The sequence below is a fragment of the Desemzia sp. FAM 23990 genome (genome assembly GCF_045528485.1).
In the GTDB taxonomy this organism is placed as follows: Bacteria; Bacillota; Bacilli; order Lactobacillales; family Carnobacteriaceae; genus Desemzia.
The window spans coordinates 1-712 of the sequence record NZ_JBGQQW010000060.1; the positions used below are offsets into that span (position 1 = coordinate 1).

The 712-nt window shown below is 34.1% G+C and carries 1 protein-coding gene; it reads right to left on the bottom strand.

Annotation, left to right across the window (positions count from 1 at the left end):
• Positions 1–665: IS4 family transposase (locus ACEN4I_RS13375; RefSeq protein ID WP_407103310.1), on the bottom strand; the 665-nt coding region annotated here is incomplete at its 3' end.
• Positions 666–712 lie beyond the last annotated feature (47 nt).

Sequence of the window (712 nt, forward strand, 5' to 3'; positions counted from 1 at the left end):
TTTGTATTCTTTTTGATTCTCGTCACAAAGAAATAACCATTCCAGTGCATTTTATCCATTCGTTCGAAATCTAGGTAACCACGATCGAATACATAAGTTGCCTCAGGTTGATTGACCAACACTTCCAACTGGTTTGTATCATGTTCAATCGCATTAGTTAGTGTAAAATCATCTGGATAAAGATGGTCATTATCCATAAAGCAGAGTTTTAAGTGAAGCTTAACTCCTGATTTCGTTTTACGAAAATCAGCCCATTGATAAAGATTTTGATTCAATGAAAAGGTCGAAGAGTCAATTAAATAGAGACTATTTCGCTTATCCACGGGCATTTTCTTTTTAACCTGACTGAGAAGCTGGTAAAAAATAGCTAAAAGAATTTCTGAATCCATTTTGGGAAGAACTCTAGAAAGCTGAGAATAACTGATGCTTTCAATCCCAATCTCTTTTTGAAGTTCTTTGGAAACAAAAGCAGTATCCATATCTCTGAGACTTTCTTTCTCTTCATTGATCGCATGAAGAAAAAGCTGCAGAGCTCGAAAGAAACTAAGTTTCTTATGGTATTTATCAAAGGCAAAAACCTTTTCACGAATAGGAATCGGTAATTTTTCTAACTTAATTGCCGAAAACCATTTATTAAAAGCAGAATTTAGTTTATACTTATCCATAAGTTGGGTCCTTTTTATTGGTCTTGGATAAGTCATCCAAGTTCAGT